This window comes from Cytobacillus spartinae (assembly GCF_042865285.1).
In the GTDB taxonomy this organism is placed as follows: Bacteria; Bacillota; Bacilli; order Bacillales; family Cytobacillaceae; genus Robertmurraya_A; species Robertmurraya_A spartinae.
In genome coordinates, this window is sequence record NZ_JBIACK010000027.1 from 1 (window position 1) to 17,597 (window position 17,597).

A 17,597-nucleotide genomic window follows, 5' to 3' on the forward strand; every position below is an offset into this window, starting at 1 on the left:
AATTAAATAGTCTGGTGATGATGGCGAGAAGGTCACACCCGTTCCCATACCGAACACGGAAGTTAAGCTTCTCAGCGCCAATGGTAGTTAGGGGCTGTCCCCTTGTGAGAGTAGGACGTCGCCAGGCAATGTAAACGAGTATCTGATGAGGATACTCGTTTTTTGTGTTTTTTAAGTGGATTTTCTATCTAAATCCTTAACCAAATAAATAATTAGAGAGTAGTTTTAAGGTTTCTTCATACTTTTTCTCGTCATTTCATAATTAAATTTGATCAACACTTCTTAACGCATTAGGAAAAGAACGAAATTTATACTTATATGATACAAAAAAGAAAATATATGCACGAAATCAGAAGAGATATGCACGAAATTAAGAATATATGCACGTTTGTCACAAATTTATGTGTATTTGTCACAAAATCGGGTTAATCTTTTAAACATAATATACATAAATTCATGAAACTCAAAACATATAACTGAATTTCTAATGTTATGAGTGAAAGAAAAGTACAAGCTAGGTTCAACCGTATATAGGCAAATAAAAGTAAGATTTAAGCGATAAATTCCCCGTGTAACATATAGTTACTTACATATTAGCTAAAACCATACATCTCATTCTCGCTCATAATGATTAGGAAAAATTATTCTACTGATTTCCCTGTTAAATTTATGCACCCCTCCTAAAATGCTTTGCAACCTCCAAACACAAAAGCACCTAATAACTGAAAGGTGCTCTAAAAAGTCTATTCCCTTTATTTCTTACCCATCAAATATTGATATATTAAAAATGGACCTTTTGTAAGTGAGATATTTAAAAATGTTTGAATAAAGGGAAAATCTCTATTCGGCATTGTTTTAACAAGTTCGCTCCACCATTCTGTCTCATAGCGGGCAATCATACTTAAATTATAAAGTAGGAGATAATGAACCATAATTTCATGGTACTGTAATAGATCATCTTTTGTTAAAGGCAAGGTAAAGGTTTGTTTGTTTGTATCATATTTAAGAGGATTGAATTGAGAAGGATTTCTCTTCTCGATTTCAAATGATAAGTAATCATCCTCTTTTTTGATGAATGCGGATGGAGCAAGTGTCTTGGATTTAAAATAATCGATGAATCTATCTTCTGTCATGTGAAAGAAATCTAGGACTTCAGTTGAAATTGCAAACTGGTTTCCATCCTGCTTAACCTCTGCAAAGGTCTTCTTCCCTTCAAGTTCTACAAATAATCCATTTAGTTCGGGCACGTGTTGAAATAGACTATTCATGGTAGTCTTATCTCCTTCTAATTGTTTCATGTGAAACAATTGTTCAGACATGAAAGGAAACAGACCACTTTTTTGAAACTTTACTTCATCCTCAAAAAATAAATATTGTTGTTTTTTTCTTTTTCGGGTAGAGACCCCGTGAGCTAGAACAGAGGTGGTTTCTGGATAGTTAGGATCAACTGTTAATATGCATGCTTTTATTAAATGAACTAGCCCATAAAAAAGTAAGGTAGGCTGGATAATTAGAGGACATTTTTGTGCTTGTTCGTAGTAAATCTGGCCATGTTCTAAGTAATATATAAATGGGTAACAATTTTCATAACTCTTGTGTTCAGCATCTTCAATATGTTGAGATTGGTAACATTTTTTTAAATAACCTTGGGTAGAGCTTGCAGAAAAAAATAAAGAAAATGAGTTCCAGCCGTTAAAAGGATAAATCACAAACATACCTCCGAAATAATTAGAAAACTCTAACTTATTAAACACTGCTTGACAGTAGTTTATCCAATTGATAACCTACTAATAATATTTTCGAGTGTAGGGGGTCAAAATATGTGGGAAAATAAGTTTGCTAAAGAAGGATTAACCTTTGATGATGTTTTATTGGTACCTGCAAAATCAGAAGTGCTTCCTAGAGATGTTAATCTTCAAGTTCAATTGACAGAAAAGGTGAAATTGAATATTCCAATCATTAGTGCTGGAATGGACACGGTCACCGAAGCTGAAATGGCTATTGCTATGGCTAGACAAGGTGGAATTGGGATTATTCATAAGAATATGTCCATTGAACAACAAGCTGAACAAGTAGACAAAGTTAAAAGATCTGAAAGTGGAGTAATTTCTGATCCATTTTTCCTAACTCCTGATCATCAAGTGTTTGACGCAGAACATCTAATGGGGAAATACCGTATTTCTGGTGTTCCAATTGTAAATGATGAAGAAGAGAGAAAGCTTGTTGGCATACTTACAAACAGAGACCTTCGCTTTATACAAGACTACTCGATTAAAATCTCCGATGTAATGACAAAAGAAAATCTAGTTACAGCTCCCGTTGGGACAACCTTAGAGGAAGCAGAAAGCATTCTACAAAAGTATAAAATTGAAAAGCTGCCTCTTGTAGATGATTCAGGTGTTCTAAAGGGACTAATTACAATAAAAGATATAGAAAAAGTGATCGAGTTCCCTAACTCAGCGAAAGATGAGAAGGGCCGTCTTTTAGTTGGTGCGGCTGTAGGGGTAACAAACGATACATTAAAGCGAGTAGAAATGCTGGCTAAAGCACAGGTGGATGTTATTGTGGTAGATACAGCTCATGGACATTCTCAAGGGGTTCTATCAACTGTAAGAGAAATTAGAGCTACTTTCCCTGACTTAGCGATTATTGCAGGAAATGTGGCAACTGCCGAAGCTACTAGAGAGTTATATGAAGCAGGAGCAGATGTGGTTAAAGTTGGGATTGGACCAGGTTCTATATGTACAACTCGTGTCGTAGCAGGAGTTGGCGTACCGCAAATCACTGCAGTTTATGACTGTGCGACGGAAGCAAGAAAGCATGGTAAGGCAATTATTGCTGATGGTGGTATCAAATATTCCGGAGACATCGTAAAAGCACTAGCAGCAGGTGGACACGCGGTTATGTTAGGAAGCATGCTAGCAGGCGTTACTGAGAGTCCAGGAGAAACAGAAATATTCCAAGGTCGTAGATTTAAAGTCTATAGAGGGATGGGTTCTGTAGGAGCAATGGAAAAAGGTTCAAAAGATCGTTATTTCCAAGAAGAAAATAAAAAATTTGTTCCAGAAGGTATTGAAGGAAGACTTGCATACAAAGGTCCATTGGCAGATACAATCTATCAGCTAGTTGGTGGTTTACGTGCTGGTATGGGCTATTGTGGAACAAAAGATTTACAAGAATTGAGAGAAAATGCTCAATTTATTAGAATGACTGGGGCTGGATTAAGAGAGAGTCACCCACACGATGTTCAGATTACAAAAGAGGCTCCAAACTATTCACTATCCTAAAAAATATGTAAAATTACCTATAATTACAATAGGCAGAGGGTCGATTCTCTGTCTATTTTTTTTATTTTTTTTATGGTAAACTGTACAAGTAAAAAATCCATCCATGCTTTAACATTTAAGATAATAGATATATTACTAGAGTGAATGAACAATGTTCGTATTCAGTTAAATGCTTTATTTTATCTGACAAAAGAATAAGAACTAGATTTACTAGAATAAAAACATCTGGAGGTAAGTTCATTGTCGTATTATAAAAAACTCTCATTGTGGATGATTATCCTTTTCATAAGTTTTGCTACTGTTTTTTCCATGAATTCACAAACCGCTAACGCTAATGATCCACTTGGGTTAAAGGCTGAAGCAGCCATACTATTGGATGCGGAAACGGGTAAAATTCTATATGCGAAAAATCCGGATACAGTACTTGGTGTTGCGTCCATGGCTAAAATGATGACAGAATATTTGGTTCTTGAAGCCATTGCTAATGAGAAAATTACTTGGGACCAAAAAGTTAAGATAAATGAATATGTGCATAAATTATCAGCTGCTCCGGGACTTTCAAATGTTGGGTTGACTCAAGGAGAAGAGTACACAGTAACTGAGTTGTACCAAGCCATGGCTATCCACTCCGGTAATGCAGCAACGGTTGCACTAGCAGAGTTGATTTCAGGGTCAGAAAAGAATTTTGTTACCTTAATGAACCAAAAAGCAGAAGAACTTGGCTTGAAGGACTACAAGTTTGTAAACTCTTCTGGATTAAATAACAGCAGTTTACTTGGAAACCACCCAGCAGGAAACCAAGATGAAGAAAATATTATGTCTGCACGTGCAACGGCAAAATTAGCATATCACTTAATAAATGACTATCCAGAAGTATTAGATACAGCGAAGATGCCTGTTCTTAAGTTTCGTGATGGTAGAGAATATAAGAACTTTAATTGGATGCTGCCGACATTAATTTATCAATACGAGGGTGTTGATGGATTAAAAACAGGATCAACGGATTTTGCAGGTGCTGGGTTTACAGCCACAGCTGAAAGAAATGGACAAAGGTTCATTTCAGTAGTGATGAAAGCCGCTAATAAGGATGAGCGTTTTTCAGAAACAAGAAAGATTTTAGATTATGCTTTTAGCAATTTTGCTGAGGAAGAAATAGTACCTGAGAACTTTGTAGTTAAAGGAAACGATAAGCTACCAGTAGTTAAAGGAAAAGAAGATACAGTTAAAATCTCTACTAAAGACCCTATTAATATGGTGATCAAAAATGGAGAAAAGGAAAATTATAAAACTGTATTAGTTCTTGATGAAAAGAAATTAAATGATGAAGGGGAACTTACTGCTCCTGTTAAAAAAGGTGATAAAGTGGGTTATCTAACCATTGAGCCTGGAGAAGGAGAAGACCTTGGATTTTTAACTGAAGAAGGAAAAAATAATATTATTGTAGATGTTGTGGCTACACAGGATGTAGAAAAGGCAAATTGGTTCGTGCTGATGATGCGCGGCATTGGCGGTTTCTTTGGAAATCTGTGGGGTGGCATTTCATCTACAGTAAGTGGATGGTTCTAAGAAATAGATGATCTCGGTATTTTATACCGGGGTCTTTTTTTAAAAAGGAGGATTTCCATGATTAACCTACAATATTTCGAAAGATCGGATTTTAAACAACTTATAGATTGGATTGAATCTCCGGAGTTTTTGCTTCAGTGGGCTGGACCTTTCTTCGAGTTCCCCCTTACTGAAGAGCAGCTAGAGGTCTATATAGAAGGGACAAATCAAGATAATTCTAGTAGTTATGTATATAAAGTTGTCGATCTTAACACAGGAGAGACTATCGGACATATCTCCCTAGCACAGATAGATCGAAGAAATAAATCTGCACGGATAGGGAAAGTGTTAGTTGGTAGTAAGTCTGTTAGAGGACAAGGCATAGGCCAAAAAATGTTGGAAGAAATATTAAATATTGCGTTTGGGAAGTTAAATTTACATAGGGTTAGTCTAGGAGTGTTTGATTTTAATCATTCTGCCATTGCTTGTTATGAAAGAGTAGGTTTTATAAAAGAAGGATTACTGAGAGATTCGAGGAAAATGGGGAATGAATATTGGAGTTTATGGGAGATGAGTATACTAGAGGATGAGTGGCTTTGTAAAAAGCAAAAGATTTGATTAGTACCTTTCGGTGCAAACTAATATAGAGGTACTGCATAGATTCATTTTTTTGCTATAATAAGTAGAATGTGTAAAAAGCATTTGAGGGAATTAGGATGAAGGGTTTTGTTCCTTTTTATTACCTTGACAGAAGTTCCTTTTTATTGTTTATTTTTCATTAGGGAAACTAATAATTCCGATTGAATTAGTTATACTTTCCTTTTTTTAGCAAATTCAATTCAAATCATAATTTTACTATCGAATGTAGATGGTATTACTGAAGGGGGATAAAAGTATATGAAAACAGGTACAGATCGAGTTAAGCGTGGTATGGCCGAAATGCAAAAAGGCGGCGTTATCATGGACGTTGTAAATGCAGAACAAGCTAAGATTGCAGAAGAAGCAGGTGCTGTTGCAGTAATGGCATTAGAAAGAGTACCTTCTGACATTCGTGCAGCTGGTGGAGTAGCTAGAATGGCAGATCCTCGTATCATGGAAGAGGTTATGGGTGCAGTTTCTATTCCGGTTATGGCAAAAGCGCGTATCGGCCATATTGTTGAAGCACGAATTTTAGAAGCTATGGGCGTAGATTACATAGATGAGAGTGAAGTATTAACTCCTGCTGATGAAGAGTATCACCTGTACAAGCGTGACTTTACAGTACCATTTGTATGTGGTTGCCGTGATTTAGGAGAAGCAGCTCGTCGTATTGGTGAAGGAGCTTCTATGTTACGTACAAAAGGTGAACCGGGAACAGGAAACATTGTTGAAGCGGTTCGTCATATGCGTAAAGTAAATGCTCAAGTTCGTAAATTAGTGAGCATGAGCGAAGATGAAATCATGACTGAAGCAAAATTATTAGGAGCACCTTTTGAGCTTCTATTAGAAATCAAACAACATGGTCGTCTTCCAGTAGTAAACTTTGCGGCAGGTGGAGTAGCAACTCCTGCTGATGCGGCGTTAATGATGGAATTAGGGGCTGACGGAGTCTTCGTTGGTTCAGGTATCTTCAAGTCAGAAAACCCTGCTAAATTTGCTAGAGCAATCGTTGAGGCAACAACTCACTACCAAGATTACAAACTAATTGCTGAGCTATCTAAAGAGCTAGGAACTCCTATGAAAGGGATCGAAATCTCTTCATTAGCGCCTGAAGCTCGTATGCAAGAGCGTGGCTGGTAATCGTACGATGATTAAGATTGGTGTTTTAGGGCTCCAGGGTGCTGTTCGTGAGCACGCACAGTCCATTGAGGCGTGTGGAGCTGAAGCTGTCGTGATAAAGCGTAAAGAGCAGCTAGAAGAGGTTGCTGGCTTAATTATGCCTGGCGGTGAAAGTACTGCGATGCGCCGACTCATTGATAAATATGATTTTATGGATAGCCTTAAGGAGTTTGCTCAGTCTGGGAAGCCTATGTTCGGAACGTGTGCTGGATTAATCTTGCTAGCAAAAAATCTCGTTGGTTATGATCAACCACATATAGGAGCAATGGACGTGACGGTCGAAAGAAACTCTTTTGGGCGTCAACGAGAAAGCTTTGAGGTTGATCTAGATATTGCGGGTGTAGCAAACGATTATAATGCTGTATTTATTCGTGCTCCTCACATTGTACAAGCAGGAGAAGATGTAGAGGTACTTGCTAAGCATAATGAACGCATTGTAATGGCTCGTGAAGGCAACTTCTTAGGATGTTCTTTTCATCCAGAGCTAACAGATGACCATAGAATTACACAGTATTTTATTAATATGGTAAAAGAAGCAAAATAAATCCGAATAATGTTGTTGCTTTTTGAACAAGATTATAGTAAATTAATTAACAAAATTCCCTATATAAGAAAGTATTGATAGGAACTAGTAGCAAGATTTTCATTCCAAAGAGAGCCGGTGGTTGGTGTGAACCGGTGAATGTTACTTGTGAATCCATCCTTGAGCGAAGTGTGGAACCCCTTAACGGGTAAGTAAATGCTTCCGGGTAAAACCCGTTATTGATTTAAGGTGGAAAGTAAACTATTTACTTTTAACTAGGGTGGCAACGCGGGTTAACTCTCGTCCCTTTTTTGGGGACGGGAGTTTTTTGTATTCTAGAGGAAAAATCATTAGGAGGAAAAAGAAATGTTAGACATTAAATTGCTTCGTGCAAACTTTGAAGAAGTAAAAGCTAAACTTCAACACCGTGGAGAGGACTTAACCGATTTAGGTAAGTTCGAAGATTTAGATGTGAAACGTAGAGAGCTTATTTTAGAAGCTGAGCAATTAAAAAGTAAAAGAAACGAAGTATCTCAACAGGTTGCGACGTTAAAAAGAGAAAAACAAGATGCTGATCACCTTATCACTGAAATGCGTGAAGTAGGAGACAGAATTAAAGAGTTAGATGATGAATTACGTGTGGTAGAAGAAACGCTTGAGAACTTACTCTTAAGCATTCCTAATATTCCACATGAAAGTGTACCAGTTGGGGAGACGGAAGACGATAATGTAGAGGCACGTAAATGGGGTGAGATTCCTAGCTTTGATTTTGAAGTGCAGCCTCATTGGGATGTAGCGGATGGACTTGGAATCGTAGATTTTGAACGTGCTGGGAAAGTAACAGGGAGCCGCTTTGTATTTTACAAAGGATTAGGTGCAAGATTGGAGAGAGCATTGTTTAACTTCATGCTTGACCTTCATACGGAAGAGCATGGGTACCAAGAAGTGTTGCCTCCTTACATGGTAAATAGAACGAGCATGGTTGGTACGGGACAGCTACCTAAGTTTGAAGAAGATGCATTCTTAATTGAGAGTGAAGACTACTTCTTAATTCCAACGGCAGAAGTACCAGTAACAAATATGCACCGTGAAGAAATATTAACTATTGATGAGTTACCAATTAATTATGCTGCATTCAGTGCTTGTTTCCGTTCTGAAGCAGGATCTGCTGGCCGTGATACTCGCGGATTAATTCGTCAGCATCAATTTAACAAAGTAGAATTAGTGAAGTTTGTTAAACCGGAAGACTCTTATGATGAGTTAGAAAAATTAACGGGCCATGCTGAAAAGGTACTTCAATTACTAGGCCTTCCTTACCGCGTTATGAGCATGTGTACAGGAGATCTAGGATTTACAGCAGCGAAAAAATATGACATTGAAGTATGGATCCCTAGCTATGGCACTTACCGTGAAATTTCTTCTTGCAGTAACTTTGAGAGCTTCCAAGCTCGTCGTGCGAATATTCGATTCCGTCGTGAGCCGAAAGGGAAACCAGAGCATGTTCATACATTAAATGGCTCTGGATTAGCAATCGGAAGAACTGTTGCAGCCATCTTAGAGAACTATCAACAAGCGGATGGAAGTGTTGTAATCCCTGAAGTTTTAAGACCTTACATGGGGAATCGTGAAGTGATTAAAGCTAAGTAATTTATCGGTAAATCCTTATCTGGAGCGGGATTTTCCCGCTCTAAAAAATATTTTCAAATAATGTTGACTTGCTATTAGATACATGATATATTATATCTTGTCGATGCGGAGGTATACCCAAGTCCGGCTGAAGGGATCGGTCTTGAAAACCGACAGGCGGGTCAAACCGCGCGGGGGTTCGAATCCCTCTACCTCCTCCATTTACATAAAAGCGCATATTATCTGGAGATACAAATTCGTTGCACATGTGTAGCGAATTTTTTTATTTTTTATAAAAAAAATACTGAACAAAAAAGTCGCCTTCTCAGTGAGGCGACTTTTTTCTAATTATTTTTTTAGAAGCTGAGTTTGTCTTAAGAAATGAGAAATTCGTTCAACTACTGGTTCTATGGACGACTCGTCTTCCATAATATCGTAATCGTTAATATTGATACGAAGTACTGGGCAAGCATTAAAGGAGTTGATCCAGTTCTCATATCGTCTATGCATTTCTTCCCAATATTCAATCGGCGTTTGTTGTTCCATCGGACGTCCTCTTTCCTTAATGCGGGAAAGGATATCATCTAATGATCCTTCTAAGTAAATAAGAAGATCAGGATGTGGGAAATAAGGTGTCATCACCATTGCTTCAAAAAGGCTCGTGTATGTCTCATAATCCACTTGTGACATCGTTCCTTTTTCGTTATGCATTTTGGCGAATATTCCAGTGTCCTCATAAATAGAGCGGTCTTGGATAAACCCTCCACCATATTCAAAAATACGCTTTTGCTCTTTAAATCGCTCTGCAAGGAAATAAATCTGCAGGTGGAAGCTCCAGCGATTAAAATCAGCATAAAATTTATCTAAGTAGGGGTTCGTATCTACTTTTTCAAAAGAAGTACGAAAGCCTAAAGAGTTCGCTAGTGCATTTGTCATCGTTGATTTCCCAACACCAACAGTTCCAGCTATCGTAATCACCGAGTTAGATGGAATCCCGTATTTAAGTCTAAGATTCATGATTGTATACTCCTCTTTAATGACGTTGATAAACGATTCATAATGTAATTTAAATCTTCTTTACTTCTCACAAAATCTAATTCGTCACCATTAAACCTTAAAACAGGTACTTCTGGATGTTGTTTCTCATACTCTGTCATTGCATGTTCATAATCAATCGATAATTGTTCTAAGTATAAGGGACTGATATTTTTTTCAATTTCGCGAGCGCGTAACTTAATTCTTTTAAGTAAAGTATCAAGACTAGCATGTAGATAAATAATGACATTTGGTTTAGGCATATCACCAGTCAGAATTTGATAGACTTCATGATATTTTTCATATTCATCAGAATTGAGAGTTCTCTGTGCAAAAATGAGGTTTTTGAATATATGGTAATCGGCAACAACTGGTTTTTGTTGTTTGAGGAATTTACCGTGAATATCCCCTAATTGTTTGTAACGATTACATAGAAAAAACATTTCGGTTTGAAAACTCCATTCCTCTATGTTTTCGTAAAATTTACCTAAGAAGGGGTTCTCATCTACTATTTCTTTTAATAAAGCAAATTTGTAGTGATCGGAAATTTCTTTGGCAAGGGATGTTTTCCCTACACCAATTGGCCCCTCTACTGTAATAAAAGGTGTTTCCAACATTGCTTATCCTCCCTATCTATCAAGCTTCTATCTATATGTGTAAAGGATTATATTACTTTTTTCGACACAAATTTTATTTTATCACACTATCGTATGGAAGGGATATGGTATATTTCGATATTGAAACTGAATTTAAAATAAAAAAAGTAGCTGCTAAAATAACAGCTACCGAAGAAAGTTTTCTATGCTCTTTTTACCACATTAAAATTGTCAACAATCAGGAGCCAGTTTTGAGGGAATGATAATCCTAGTTTCCAATAGCTCATCCCTCGAAGATTGAGCTCCTTAATCAGATCGAACTTTGCTTGTATAGACCTTGCATCTTCAAACCAGACTTCATGTCTCTTCCCTTCCGCATCCACATAGTTAAAAAATGGAGCCTGTGCTTTTGTATCATACTGAATGGAAACATTGTTTTGCGCTGCAATTTGAATTGCTTGCTGCGGACTAACTGCTTTAGCGATAGAACCTTGGACAAAAGGGAGCGTCCAATCATAGCCGTATAAATTTTGCCCCATCATAATCTTTGAACCAGGCATTTCCGTTAATGCATACTCAAGAACATCACGTACAGGACCTATTGGAGAAACAGGCTGAGCGGGTCCACCGCTATATCCCCACTCGTAAGTCATGATAACAACGAAGTCTACAATCTCGCCGTGGGCTTTGTAGTCATGCGCTTCATACCAAGCCCCCTGTTGTGTAGCACTTGTTTTTGGAGCTAAAGCTGTTGAAAGCAGCCATCCTTCTTTTTCAAACCGTGCTTTTGCTTTTCGTAAAAAAGTATTGTAGGCTTCCCGATCTGCTGGTCGAAGGTACTCTAAATCAAAATGAATATCTTTAAAGCCATATTTTTTTGCAGCAGCAACGATGTTGTCTAAAAATCTGTTCTGGACTGTCATATCATTTAATAAAATTCGACCTAGTTCGTCACTAAATTGATCATTTTCTTGATTCGTAATAACCATCATAAGCACATTATTATTAGCTCTTGCTATCGCTGGAAAGTTATTTAACAATGGTTCTTTTAATGATCCGTCTCTAAGTGCTTGAAAGCTAAAAGGTGCTAAATAAGTTAAGTACGGTGCTGCATCTCTAGCTGCTTCCTCTAATGCTGGTGCTACTGTCGTTCCTCTTGGCTCGACATATGCATTGAATTCGACATCTGTTTCAGGACGCTCAGGGATATAAAGACGAAATCCTACTTGAAGTGATTGGTTAGGAGAAATGGCATTTATAGTAGCTAATTCATTTACTGGTATATTAAATCTTCTTGCGATGGTGGTTAGAGTGTCACCTGGCTGAACAAAATAAAACCTACCCACGATGGGAATGACAATGGTTTGCCCGACAACTAAATTATTCGGATTGGGTATCTCATTTGCTTCTACAATATCATTAACTGTAGAACCGTATGTTTGAGCAATACTAAATAACGATTGCCCCTGTTGAACAACATGAATTTGCATATTTTTCCCTCCTTAAGACGGATGAACGCTACAAACATTCTATGAGGGAAATGGAAGAGATATGTTATGATTTCTTTGTTGGAAATTTAAATATTATGATGTTTCATGTAAGGGATTTATTTTTCCTTTCAAGACATTCTTGATCATTCTTAGAGCGTACGTATTATCGTCATCACTTACAGAGGCAATACAATTGCTAGGCACATGAATCTCAAACTCACGCATGTAAGCATCGTTTGCAGAAAACAAGACACATATATTGCCGGCAACACCTGTCATAATCAGTGACTTTACGTTTAAATGATGAAGTAAAGTATTAAGGGCCGTTCCATAAAAGGCAGAGTGTTTAGGCTTTATTAAAAAATAATCTTTTTCCGAAGGGTGTATAGTTTCAATAACAGATTTACTCTGTTCATTCGTACAAAGGTCAATGATTTTATGTAAGTTTGCTTGCCAAAGATTATAATGGTCATTAATAAAGATGACCGGTTTATTTTCCTTATTAAACTGATCTTTTAACTTCTTGATTGGTTTTGAAATGGTGTTCGCTTTCTCTGCTAAAATATCACCCTTCTCAAAATCAAAGGGATTAATCATATCAATAATCAATAAAGCTTTACTCTTATGCATGATTGCTTCCTCCTATCGAATTTGTTTGGTAAGGGGAAGGTTACTTTTCATATAAAGGTTATTTTAAAGAAATGATAACGAAAAGCTTAACTAGCTTAACTGTTAGACTGTGGAAAAGAACCGTTTCTATACATAATGATTTCAATAACTGATCAACAAAAATATCTAGGGGAGACAAGTTCATGTTGTTTGAAGTAGGGACAGACGAATACTTTATGGATTTAGCCATTAAAGAAGCAAAGAAAGCGGAAGCAATCGACGAAGTCCCCATTGGTGCTGTTGTGGTATTAGATGGCAAAGTAATTGCAAGTGGCTATAACTTAAGGGAAACAGAGCAAAATGCAATTGCACATGCGGAGCTTTTAGCAATTAATCAGGCTTGTAAAGCATTAGGAACATGGAGATTAGAAGATGCAGTTTTATATGTTACATTAGAGCCTTGTCCTATGTGTGCAGGAGCCATTATTATGTCTCGAGTAAAGAGGGTTGTGTATGGTGCAAAGGATCCTAAAGGCGGATGTGCCGGTACATTTATGAATTTACTCCAAGATGACCGGTTTAATCATCAAAGTGAAGTCCTTTCAGGAGTGCTAGAAGATGAGTGTGGTCAGCTGTTATCTAACTTTTTCAGCCACCTAAGGGAAAGAAAAAAGCAGGAAAAAAAGTTACGGAAACAAGCCCAGTTGGAACAGCATACAGGAATTGACAGGGAATAAGCATTGCAATTTTAAACCAGAGTCGGTATACTTATATTTGTGTCGACGATGACACATACTAATATGGTATCAACTTTGCCGTGCTAGGCGGGGAGGTAGCGGTGCCCTGTACTCGCAATCCGCTCTAGCGAGGCTGAATCCCTTCCTGAGGCTGGTGTCCTGTAGGGTCTGCCTTAAGTAAGTGGTGTTGACGCCTGGGTCCTGCGCAATGGGAATCCATGAACTATGTCAGGTCCGGAAGGAAGCAGCATTAAGTGGACTCTCCCATGTGCCGCAGGGTTGCCTGGGCCGAGCTAACTGCTTAAGTAACGCTTATGGGCGTCAGTCGAAGGAAGGTGCACGGCAGTTATTACTATAATTAAACTCATCTCTTTATTGGGATGGGTTTTTTGCATTATATAGGGCATGAATTTATGTCACATACGATAATAAAGGAAAAGTTGTACATCCATACATAGGTTAATATTCAAAATTAAAACAATGTTGTATTTCATTTTGTAAAGGCTGTTCTTCGCATTGATTGTTGCTATTCGTATATAGCTTCATACAGATTCTGTGCTACTTCGTGGCATCTTTTCTTTCGCAGATTAAAGAAAACAGCACCATAATAGGTTTAAAAATAGTTTAAAGTATTAAATCGCAACAAAGTTTACGAAAAGAGCCTTTGTAAAAAAGAAATTAATTACGTTATAATAAGGAAGACCATATTAAGAAGGGGGCGTATCAGTGAGTTATCAAGCTTTATATCGTGTTTGGCGTCCTCAATCATTTGTCGATGTCGTCGGACAAGAACATGTTACTAAAACTTTACAAAACGCCCTACTTCAACAGAAAATTTCGCACGCTTATCTTTTCTCTGGACCTCGAGGAACAGGAAAAACGAGTGCCGCTAAAATATGGGCAAAAGCAGTAAACTGTGAAAAAGCACCTACGAACGAACCTTGTAATGAGTGCGCTTCCTGCAGAGGGATAACAGATGGCTCCATTTCAGATGTTATTGAAATTGATGCTGCATCTAATAATGGCGTAGAGGAAATAAGGGATATTCGAGATAAAGTAAAGTTTGCGCCAAGTGTCGTTAAATATAAAGTCTACATCGTAGACGAAGTTCATATGTTATCTATCGGCGCATTTAACGCACTACTTAAAACCCTTGAAGAGCCACCAAAACATGTCATATTCATCCTGGCAACAACAGAACCACACAAAATTCCACTTACCATTATTTCTCGATGTCAGCGATTTGATTTTAAAAGAATCTCTTCTCAGTCAATCGTTAAGAGAATGAATTTAATCGTGAATGAAACGGGAGTAAACTGTGATGAAAAAGCTCTTCATGTTATTGCACGTGCGGCAGAGGGTGGAATGCGTGATGCATTAAGCTTATTAGACCAGGCGATTTCCTTTAGCCAGGATCAAGTAACGGTTGAAGACGCTCTAACCGTCACAGGAGCTGTGTCTCAACAATTCTTAAACAAGCTATCTTTGGCAGTTAAAGAGAAAAATGTAGCAGTGGGGCTTGAAGTGCTAGATGAGTTGTTATTTCAAGGGAAAGACCCTTCAAGGTTTATAGAAGACTTAATTCTTTTTTATAGAGATATGCTTTTATACAAAACAGCCCCTAATTTAGAGGAATCTTTTGAAAGAGTGTTACTGGATGAAGAATTTAAAACTCTTACAGAAACGATTAGCGAAGATGAGATATTCCAGTTAATTGAGGTTTTAAATAAGACACAACAAGAAATGAAATGGACCAATCATCCAAGAATTTTTTTAGAAGTGGCTATCGTAAAGTTATGTCAATTAGAACAAGTAGGTACATCACCTACTAGCTTTAAAGAAGTTGACGAGTTAAAAAGTAAGGTATCCCAACTAGAAGATCAACTTAGAGAACTAAAGCAAAATGGAGTAACCATTAATGAAGAAGGTCAACCTTCTCAACAACAAAAACAACCCCAAAGACGATCTCGTTCAGGCTATCAAGCACCAGCAGGTAAAATTAATGAAATTTTAAAGACTGCTACTAAATCAGATCTAAGTTTGATTAAAAGCCGTTGGGGAGATATGTTAAATAGACTTGTTCATAATCAAATGCGCTCACAGGCGGCTCTATTAAATGAAGCGGAGCCAGTTGCTGCGTCAACAAGTGCATTTATTATAAAATTTAAATATGAAATTCACTGCCAAATGGCCATGGACAATGCGAAGTTTTTGTCAGAGCTCTCCAATTTGATTAAAGAGCTAACGGGTCAAACGATGGCAATTGTAGGGGTCCCGGATGAACAGTGGCATGGCATTCGCGAAGGCTTTTTAAGAAATCATAAAGATGATTCTAATGAGCAAGAAGGATTTGAACAGGAACAAGGAAATGAAGAATTAGTTGTTTCCGAAGCCATTAAAATATTTGGAAATGATCTAATAGAAATAAAAGACTAATGGAGGAATGAATTTATGCGTGGAATGGGCAATATGCAAAATATGATGAAACAAATGCAAAAAATGCAAAAGAAAATGGCTGAGGCTCAAGAAGACCTAGGTAACAAACAAATCGAAGGATCAGCTGGTGGCGGAATGGTTACAGTGATCGTTTCCGGTCATAAACAGGTGCTAGAAGTAAAAATCAAAGAAGAGGTAGTAGATCCAGAAGATATCGAGATGCTTCAAGATTTAGTACTTGCTGCAACAAATGATGCATTAAAGAAAGCAGATGATCTAACAAACGAAACAATGGGACAATTCACTAAAGGTATGAACCTTCCGGGAATGTTCTAGGAGGAAACATAAATGCATTATCCTGAACCAATATCTAAGCTAATTGATAGCTTTATGAAATTGCCAGGTATCGGCCCCAAAACGGCCGCTCGTCTGGCATTTTTTGTGTTAAGTATGAAAGAAGACACAGTATTAGACTTTGCTAAAGCTTTAGTAAATGCTAAAAGAAATCTAAGTTATTGTACGGTTTGTGGGCATATTACAGACCAAGACCCTTGCTATATTTGTGAGGATCAAAGACGTGATCGCTCAATTATTTGTGTCGTTCAAGATCCTAAGGATGTTATTGCCATGGAAAAAATGAAGGAGTTTAGTGGACTCTATCATGTTTTGCATGGAGCTATCTCTCCGATGGATGGAATTGGGCCAGAAGATATTAATATTCCTGATTTACTAAAAAGGCTGCAAGACGAAACTGTTGAGGAAATTATTCTTGCTACCAATCCTAATATTGAAGGGGAAGCTACTGCCATGTACATCTCCCGACTTCTAAAGCCATCAGGAATAAAGATTACAAGAATCGCTCATGGTCTACCAGTTGGTGGAGATCTAGAGTATGCTGATGAAGTAACGTTATCAAAAGCGCTTGAAGGAAGAAGAGAAGTATAACGGAGGAATCAACATGTTTTTTCGTAGAAAAGGTTGGTTAAGGAAAGAATTTGACGAAAAGCTCTTAAATCAACTAGATCAGCTAAGAATTGATTGGAACAATCAAAAGTCATTAATCGAAAAAAGTTTTGATCCCTCTGACGATGTAATTTGCCAAGCAAAGCTAACAGAGGCTAAATATTTTTATCTTTTCAAAGAAGCAAAGAAAAGAAATATAAATAGTAGTAATAGATAGAATCACCTTCTCTCCAGGAATTTTTCTTAGAACTTGTACATATCTTTAAGTACAAGGTTTTGGAGAGGAGGTTTTTTTGTGGAACCGATTATCGTTATTTCTATATTGGGCGGTTTGATTCTGCTACTATTATTTGTTGGCGCACCACTTAAACCAGTTAGATATGTTGGACAAGGGGTTGTGAAATTGTTGATTGGGGCATTATTTTTATTCTTCCTAAATGCTTTCGGCAACCAGTTCGGAATTCATGTTCCCATTAACATAGTGACATCAGCTGTTTCTGGTTTTCTAGGCATCCCAGGTATGTTTGCTCTTGTGGCTATTGAAATGTGGGTTATTTAAGAAAAAAGTCGCTTTTAATGGGCGACTAATTTTTTTTGTAAAAAAACTTTTAAAAAGGTGTTGACCAAAAAAAGATATGATGATAATATATTAAAAGTCGTCGCAAGAACAACACAACAAACTTTAATAAGTTGTTGACAGTAACTTGCTGAGATGATATATTATTAAAGTCGCCTTGAGCGATTGATTGTTCTTTGAAAACTAAACAAATCATACGTCAACGTAAGTTTTAAAATTGTTTTAAACAAGAGCTAATCTTACTCTTTATTGGAGAGTTTGATCCTGGCTCAGGACGAACGCTGGCGGCGTGCCTAATACATGCAAGTCGAGCGAAGATTTAAAAGCTTGCTTTTGAATCTTAGCGGCGGACGGG

The 17,597-nt window shown here is 37.4% G+C and carries 17 protein-coding genes, 1 tRNA gene, 2 rRNA genes, 1 other RNA gene and 1 other annotated feature; of the genes, 16 read left to right on the forward strand and 5 right to left on the reverse strand.

Annotation, left to right across the window (positions count from 1 at the left end; translation table 11 throughout):
• Window positions 1-10: 10 nt before the first annotated feature.
• Window positions 11-127, forward strand: a 5S ribosomal RNA gene (rrf, locus tag ACFYKX_RS26800).
• Window positions 128-752: 625 nt separating this feature from the next.
• Here the strand turns inward: rrf and ACFYKX_RS26805 are convergent.
• Window positions 753-1,709 (reverse strand): YaaC family protein, encoded by a 957-nt coding sequence (locus tag ACFYKX_RS26805; RefSeq protein WP_389365339.1) that lies wholly within the window; start codon window positions 1,707-1,709, stop codon window positions 753-755.
• Window positions 1,710-1,820: 111 nt separating this feature from the next.
• Here ACFYKX_RS26805 and guaB point away from each other — a divergent pair, with 111 nt between their 5' ends.
• The 7 genes from guaB (at window position 1,821) to ACFYKX_RS26840 (ending at window position 9,020) form a co-directional block, all read left to right on the forward strand.
• Entirely contained in the window at window positions 1,821-3,287 is a 1,467-nt protein-coding gene (gene guaB, locus ACFYKX_RS26810; protein WP_389365341.1) for an IMP dehydrogenase, read from the forward strand.
• A 270-nt stretch (window positions 3,288-3,557) separates the two neighbouring features.
• Window positions 3,558-4,853 (forward strand): serine hydrolase, encoded by a 1,296-nt coding sequence (locus tag ACFYKX_RS26815; protein WP_389365366.1) that lies wholly within the window; start codon window positions 3,558-3,560, stop codon window positions 4,851-4,853.
• Window positions 4,854-4,910: 57 nt separating this feature from the next.
• The gene (locus tag ACFYKX_RS26820) at window positions 4,911-5,450 is read left to right on the forward strand and encodes a GNAT family N-acetyltransferase (RefSeq protein ID WP_389365343.1); all 540 of its coding nucleotides are present in this window, start codon (window positions 4,911-4,913) and stop codon (window positions 5,448-5,450) included.
• Between the two features lie 279 nt (window positions 5,451-5,729).
• Entirely contained in the window at window positions 5,730-6,611 is an 882-nt protein-coding gene (gene pdxS, locus ACFYKX_RS26825) for a pyridoxal 5'-phosphate synthase lyase subunit PdxS (RefSeq protein ID WP_389365345.1), read from the forward strand.
• A gap of 7 nt (window positions 6,612-6,618) precedes the next feature.
• The gene (pdxT, locus tag ACFYKX_RS26830) at window positions 6,619-7,194 is read left to right on the forward strand and encodes a pyridoxal 5'-phosphate synthase glutaminase subunit PdxT (protein WP_389365368.1); all 576 of its coding nucleotides are present in this window, start codon (window positions 6,619-6,621) and stop codon (window positions 7,192-7,194) included.
• Window positions 7,195-7,259: 65 nt separating this feature from the next.
• Window positions 7,260-7,484: a binding site (T-box leader), on the forward strand.
• 55 nt (window positions 7,485-7,539) lie between these two features.
• Window positions 7,540-8,820 carry a serine--tRNA ligase gene (gene serS, locus ACFYKX_RS26835; protein WP_389365347.1) on the forward strand — a complete coding sequence of 427 codons (1,281 nt, stop codon included), beginning with the start codon at window positions 7,540-7,542 and terminating at the stop codon, window positions 8,818-8,820.
• 107 nt (window positions 8,821-8,927) lie between these two features.
• Window positions 8,928-9,020 (forward strand) — tRNA-Ser (locus ACFYKX_RS26840).
• Window positions 9,021-9,147: 127 nt separating this feature from the next.
• Here the strand turns inward: ACFYKX_RS26840 and ACFYKX_RS26845 are convergent.
• The 4 genes from ACFYKX_RS26845 to ACFYKX_RS26860 all read right to left on the reverse strand — a co-directional run bounded on the left by ACFYKX_RS26845 (window position 9,148) and on the right by ACFYKX_RS26860 (window position 12,553).
• The gene (locus ACFYKX_RS26845) at window positions 9,148-9,816 is read right to left on the reverse strand and encodes a deoxynucleoside kinase (protein WP_389365349.1); all 669 of its coding nucleotides are present in this window, start codon (window positions 9,814-9,816) and stop codon (window positions 9,148-9,150) included.
• Window positions 9,813-10,451 (reverse strand): deoxynucleoside kinase, encoded by a 639-nt coding sequence (locus ACFYKX_RS26850; RefSeq protein WP_389365351.1) that lies wholly within the window; start codon window positions 10,449-10,451, stop codon window positions 9,813-9,815. The genes ACFYKX_RS26845 and ACFYKX_RS26850 overlap by 4 nt, the downstream gene beginning before the upstream one ends.
• Window positions 10,452-10,633: 182 nt before the next feature.
• On the reverse strand, window positions 10,634-11,920 hold the full coding sequence (locus ACFYKX_RS26855) for a glycoside hydrolase family 18 protein (protein ID WP_389365353.1): 1,287 nt from the start codon (window positions 11,918-11,920) through the stop codon (window positions 10,634-10,636).
• Between the two features lie 93 nt (window positions 11,921-12,013).
• On the reverse strand, window positions 12,014-12,553 hold the full coding sequence (locus ACFYKX_RS26860; RefSeq protein ID WP_389365370.1) for an isochorismatase family cysteine hydrolase: 540 nt from the start codon (window positions 12,551-12,553) through the stop codon (window positions 12,014-12,016).
• Window positions 12,554-12,732: 179 nt separating this feature from the next.
• Here ACFYKX_RS26860 and tadA point away from each other — a divergent pair, with 179 nt between their 5' ends.
• The 8 genes from tadA to ACFYKX_RS26900 all read left to right on the forward strand — a co-directional run.
• Entirely contained in the window at window positions 12,733-13,266 is a 534-nt protein-coding gene (gene tadA, locus ACFYKX_RS26865; protein WP_389365355.1) for a tRNA adenosine(34) deaminase TadA, read from the forward strand.
• A gap of 78 nt (window positions 13,267-13,344) precedes the next feature.
• An RNA gene (gene ffs / locus ACFYKX_RS26870) (signal recognition particle sRNA large type) lies at window positions 13,345-13,609 on the forward strand.
• A 383-nt stretch (window positions 13,610-13,992) separates the two neighbouring features.
• Window positions 13,993-15,702 (forward strand): DNA polymerase III subunit gamma/tau, encoded by a 1,710-nt coding sequence (gene dnaX / locus ACFYKX_RS26875; protein WP_389365357.1) that lies wholly within the window; start codon window positions 13,993-13,995, stop codon window positions 15,700-15,702.
• A 15-nt stretch (window positions 15,703-15,717) separates the two neighbouring features.
• Window positions 15,718-16,038, forward strand: coding sequence for a YbaB/EbfC family nucleoid-associated protein (locus ACFYKX_RS26880; protein ID WP_389365359.1), 321 nt, complete (start codon window positions 15,718-15,720; stop codon window positions 16,036-16,038).
• Between the two features lie 12 nt (window positions 16,039-16,050).
• Window positions 16,051-16,647 carry a recombination mediator RecR gene (recR, locus tag ACFYKX_RS26885; protein ID WP_389365361.1) on the forward strand — a complete coding sequence of 199 codons (597 nt, stop codon included), beginning with the start codon at window positions 16,051-16,053 and terminating at the stop codon, window positions 16,645-16,647.
• A gap of 13 nt (window positions 16,648-16,660) precedes the next feature.
• Complete coding sequence (locus ACFYKX_RS26890) at window positions 16,661-16,882, forward strand: YaaL family protein (protein WP_389365363.1); 222 nt, start codon at window positions 16,661-16,663, stop codon at window positions 16,880-16,882.
• Between the two features lie 78 nt (window positions 16,883-16,960).
• Window positions 16,961-17,224 (forward strand): pro-sigmaK processing inhibitor BofA family protein, encoded by a 264-nt coding sequence (locus ACFYKX_RS26895; protein ID WP_389365365.1) that lies wholly within the window; start codon window positions 16,961-16,963, stop codon window positions 17,222-17,224.
• Window positions 17,225-17,488: 264 nt separating this feature from the next.
• Window positions 17,489-17,597 (forward strand): 16S ribosomal RNA (locus tag ACFYKX_RS26900); the annotation flags it as partial.

Bases quoted from the DNA above. Each gene is read 5' to 3' on its own strand.
- ACFYKX_RS26815 (WP_389365366.1), top strand. From the start codon at position 3,558: ATGATTATCCTTTTCATAAGTTTTGCTACTGTTTTTTCCATGAATTCA.
- recR (WP_389365361.1), top strand. From the start codon at position 16,051: ATGCATTATCCTGAACCAATATCTAAGCTAATTGATAGCTTTATGAAA.
- pdxS (WP_389365345.1), top strand. From the start codon at position 5,730: ATGAAAACAGGTACAGATCGAGTTAAGCGTGGTATGGCCGAAATGCAA.
- tadA (WP_389365355.1), top strand. From the start codon at position 12,733: ATGTTGTTTGAAGTAGGGACAGACGAATACTTTATGGATTTAGCCATT.
- ACFYKX_RS26845 (WP_389365349.1), bottom strand. From the start codon at position 9,816: ATGAATCTTAGACTTAAATACGGGATTCCATCTAACTCGGTGATTACG.
- ACFYKX_RS26880 (WP_389365359.1), top strand. From the start codon at position 15,718: ATGCGTGGAATGGGCAATATGCAAAATATGATGAAACAAATGCAAAAA.
- serS (WP_389365347.1), top strand. From the start codon at position 7,540: ATGTTAGACATTAAATTGCTTCGTGCAAACTTTGAAGAAGTAAAAGCT.
- ACFYKX_RS26850 (WP_389365351.1), bottom strand. From the start codon at position 10,451: ATGTTGGAAACACCTTTTATTACAGTAGAGGGGCCAATTGGTGTAGGG.
- ACFYKX_RS26890 (WP_389365363.1), top strand. From the start codon at position 16,661: ATGTTTTTTCGTAGAAAAGGTTGGTTAAGGAAAGAATTTGACGAAAAG.
- pdxT (WP_389365368.1), top strand. From the start codon at position 6,619: ATGATTAAGATTGGTGTTTTAGGGCTCCAGGGTGCTGTTCGTGAGCAC.
- ACFYKX_RS26855 (WP_389365353.1), bottom strand. From the start codon at position 11,920: ATGCAAATTCATGTTGTTCAACAGGGGCAATCGTTATTTAGTATTGCT.
- ACFYKX_RS26820 (WP_389365343.1), top strand. From the start codon at position 4,911: ATGATTAACCTACAATATTTCGAAAGATCGGATTTTAAACAACTTATA.
- guaB (WP_389365341.1), top strand. From the start codon at position 1,821: ATGTGGGAAAATAAGTTTGCTAAAGAAGGATTAACCTTTGATGATGTT.